We start from the raw sequence: 3,515 nt of genomic DNA, 5'->3' as shown, positions 1-3,515 counted from the left end.
GGTGTGATGCAGCAGGCGCGGCAGGGTGCGTCGGGCCGTGGTCATGGCCCGCAGATGACCCGGCGAGACGGGTCGGTGTCAACCGCCCCGGACGCCGGGCCTGCTGCGCGAGGACGCCTACCGCTCGACCGACAGCCAGCGGGTCGGGTGCTGGTCGCGCAGATTGTCCGCCCAGCCCTTGACCGCCGGGGAGACCAGGTGCCGGCTGGTGTAGAAGAAGATCGGGATCACCGGCGTGTCGGCGATCATCAGCCGCTCCGCCTGCTGCAGGATCGCGGCGCGCCTGGCGGCGTCGGTCTCGGCCGAGGCCTGGTCCAGCAGCGAATCATAGGCCGGGTTGGAATAGTCCGAGGTGCTGAGCTCGCCGATGCCGCTGCGCTGCAGCTCCAGGAAGAAGTTGGCGTCGTCATACTGGCCGATCCAGCCGGTGCGGGCGAAATCCTGGAACTCCTTCCGGTGGTGTTGGCTCAGATAGGTCGCCCACTCCAGGTTCTCCAGCACGGCGTCGACGCCGAGCTTCTGCTTCCACATCGCGGCGATGGCCACGGCGATCTTCTTGTGGTTCTCGGAGGTGTTGTAGGTGATCTTGACCTGCAGTGGCTTGTCCGGCCCGTAGCCGGCCTTGGCCAGCAGCGCCTTTGCCTCCTCGTCGCGCCGGGCCTGGGTCCAGCCCGCCTCCTCCGTCTGCCAGGCCGGGAAGCCGCTCGTCCCGGGCGGCACGAAGCTGTAGGCCGGCGTCTGATTGCCCCGCGCCACCTTGTCGATGATGACGTCGCGGTCGACCGCCAGCGACAGGGCGCGACGCAGCTCCGGGCTGCTCTTCCACGGCTCGTGGTTCAGGTTGATGGCGTAGAAGTAGATGCCGAGATAGGGCGCGATGTGCAGCTCGGCGGCGTTGCTCTGCCGCAGCGCCGGCGCCTGCTGGCTCGGCACCTCGCTGGTGACGTCCAGCTCGCCGGCCTTGAAGCGCGCCAGCTCGCTGTCGACGTCCTCGGTCACAACGTAGCGGACAGTGTCGATCCGCACATTGGCCGCATCGTGGAACTGCGGGTTCTTGCGCAGCGTCATGTGCGATTGCGGCACGTCCTCGGCCAGCACATAGGCGCCGTTCGACACCAGGTTTCCCGGCCGGGCGAAGGCGGCGCCGAATTTTTCGACATTCGCCCGGTTCATCGGGAAGGTCGAGTTGTTGACGAGCATCGACAGGAAGTAGCTGGTCGGGCCGACCAGGCTGACCTCCAGCGTGCGGTCGTCGACGGCGCGTACGCCGAGGGCCTCGGCCGGCTTCCGGCCCAGCCGCACCTCCTTCGCCCCGACGATGCGGTCGAGGAAGTAGGCATAGGGCGCCGCCGTCTTCGGGTCGACCAGCCGGCGCCAGGAATAGACGAAGTCCTGCGCCGTCACCGGGCTGCCATCCGACCATCTCCCGTCGGCCCGCAGCCTGAAGGTATAGGTCTTGCCGTCATCGGAGACGGCCCAGCTCTCGGCCGCGCCGGGCACCAGCTCGCCCTTCGGACCCGGCGCCAGCAGCCCCTCGAACAGGTCCAGCTCGATCCAGGATTCGGGGATGCCGACCGATTTGTGCACGTCCAGCGTCTCGGGCTGGCCGCCATTGCCGCGGGACAGCAGGGTCTCCGCCCCCGCCGCCCCGCTCCACAGCGCGGCGGCGGCGAGGCTGATGAGGATGTGATGGTGCATCGAATCGTCCTTCCTTCCGATGCCGGAAGGCGTGCCATCATGTGGTTTGAGGATCAACCACGCAGATTTTCTGCTGAATTCCCGCTATCTGTCATTGCCGGGCTTGACCCGGCAATCCAGTGGGTCTCGACAGACTCTGGATGCCCGGGTTAAGCCCGGGCATGACACCGAGAGGGAGCCGCCTATCCCGCCACGAACCCGGCGATCGCCGCCCGCAGCGCCTCTGGCTCGTCGACGCGGATCGAATGGCTGCTGTCCTCGAAGATCCGCAGGGTCGAGCCTGGGATCAGGCGGTGGATCTCCTCGGAGAATTCCGGCGGGCAGATCCAGTCGTGACGCCCGGCCAGGATCAGGGTCGGAGCCGTGATCCGCGCCAGCTCCGGCCGCAGGTCGAGGCGGCGCAGGAAGCCGTCCGGGCCGAAGGCACGATTGATCGCGTCCGGCGAATGGATCGCCCGGCCGCGTGTCGCCGCGGCGGCCGCCGCGTCCCAGCGCCGGGAATAGAGCGGCCCCATCGCCTCGTAATAGCGCTCCAGATCCGCCTCGCCGCGGAAGCCGCCGGCCCACAGCATCTCGCCGGCCGCAATCTGGTCGGCATTGCCGCGCTCGCGCAGGATCTGCTGCGCCCGGTCGTGGAACCCGGCATGGGCGGCGGTGACGATCAGCACCAGATGCGACACCGCCTCCGGATATCGCGCCGCATGCGCCATCGCGACCATGCCGCCATAGCTGGTGCCGATGCTGGCGATCGGCCCGAGGCCGAGGTGGCGGCGCAGCGCCTCCATATCCTCGACATTCTCGTCCAGCGTGTAGCGCGCCGGGTCGCCGCGGGCGGAGCGGCCCTGGCCGCGATGGTCGAAATAGACCAGCTGCATCTGCTGCGTCAGCGGGCTCATGCTCGGCTTGAAGCCGCTGTGGTCGGAGCCCGGGCCGCCATGGATCAGAAAGCCGGTCGGCCGCTCGCGCATCGCGCCGCCGTCGGGAACCAGCCCGGCGCCGTCGATGTCGAACCAGATCTCGGTGTCGCGGATCTTCGCACGCATGCCCCTGCTCCCGATCACATCCCGGCGTGGACCATGACCCCGGCGGCCAGCCGCCGCAGGTCCAGCCGCGCCCGGCGGCGCCGCTCCTCCGCCTCCCCCAGCCCGACCGGCACGAAGCGCAGCACGTCGCCGGGGCGCAGCTGGCCCAGCACCGGCAGGTCGGCCTCGATCACCTGGGCGATGCGGGGATAGCCGCCGGTGCTCTGCGCGTCGGCCATCAGCACGATCGGCTTGCCCTCGGGCGGCACCTGCACGGTGCCGGTGGTCACCGCCTCGGACAGCAGGTCGCGCGGCTGCGACAGGCTCAACGCCGGCCCCTCGAGCCGGTAGCCCATGCGGTCGGAGCGCGGGCTGATGGTGTAGCGCTCGGCATGGAAGGCGGCGAGGCTGTCGCGGTCGAAGGATGTCGCCTGCAGCCCGGGCAGCACCCGGACATGCGGCGACTGGCGCAGCGACGGGTCGAGATCGGCGGCGACGGACCAGCCGGGGGTGGCGAAGGGCCGGTCGCCCCGCTCCGCCGCCAGCAGCCCGGCCAGCCGCGCGCCCAGCGCCGTCGGCGCGCCGGCCGGCAGCCGGTCGCCCGCTTTCAACGCCCGGCCCTGAAGCCCGCCCAGCCCGGCGCGCAGATAGGTCGACCGGCTGCCCAGCACCGGCGCCACGGCGATGCCGCCGGCGATCGCCAGATAGCAGGTTATTTCCGCAGATGGATGGCAGCTCTCCGTGGTGGCCGGTGAGATGTACGATTCGCCGGAGCTGTTACAGGACCGGTTGATA

Annotated in this window: 3 protein-coding genes; all 3 read right to left on the bottom strand. The window is 69.9% G+C overall.

What is annotated here, in order from left to right; all coding sequences use genetic code 11:
• Positions 1-117: 117 nt before the first annotated feature.
• A complete protein-coding gene (locus tag ABDW35_RS34160; RefSeq protein WP_343718304.1) occupies positions 118-1,698 on the bottom strand; it encodes a peptide ABC transporter substrate-binding protein in 1,581 nt (526 codons plus the stop codon).
• A 182-nt stretch (positions 1,699-1,880) separates the two neighbouring features.
• Complete coding sequence (locus tag ABDW35_RS34155) at positions 1,881-2,741, bottom strand: alpha/beta fold hydrolase (protein WP_343718303.1); 861 nt, start codon at positions 2,739-2,741, stop codon at positions 1,881-1,883.
• Between the two features lie 14 nt (positions 2,742-2,755).
• Positions 2,756-3,515, bottom strand: a 760-nt coding sequence (locus ABDW35_RS34150; RefSeq protein WP_343718302.1) for a biotin-dependent carboxyltransferase family protein, incomplete at its 5' end; no start/stop codon positions are given.

This window comes from Inquilinus sp., assembly GCF_039594555.1.
GTDB lineage: Bacteria > Pseudomonadota > Alphaproteobacteria > DSM-16000 > Inquilinaceae > Inquilinus.
Note: the sequence above shows the minus strand (reverse complement) of the source record. Positions and strands in the feature narration are given on the sequence as shown.

Bases quoted from the DNA above. Each gene is read 5' to 3' on its own strand.
- ABDW35_RS34160 (WP_343718304.1), bottom strand. From the start codon at position 1,698: ATGCACCATCACATCCTCATCAGCCTCGCCGCCGCCGCGCTGTGGAGC.
- ABDW35_RS34155 (WP_343718303.1), bottom strand. From the start codon at position 2,741: ATGCGTGCGAAGATCCGCGACACCGAGATCTGGTTCGACATCGACGGC.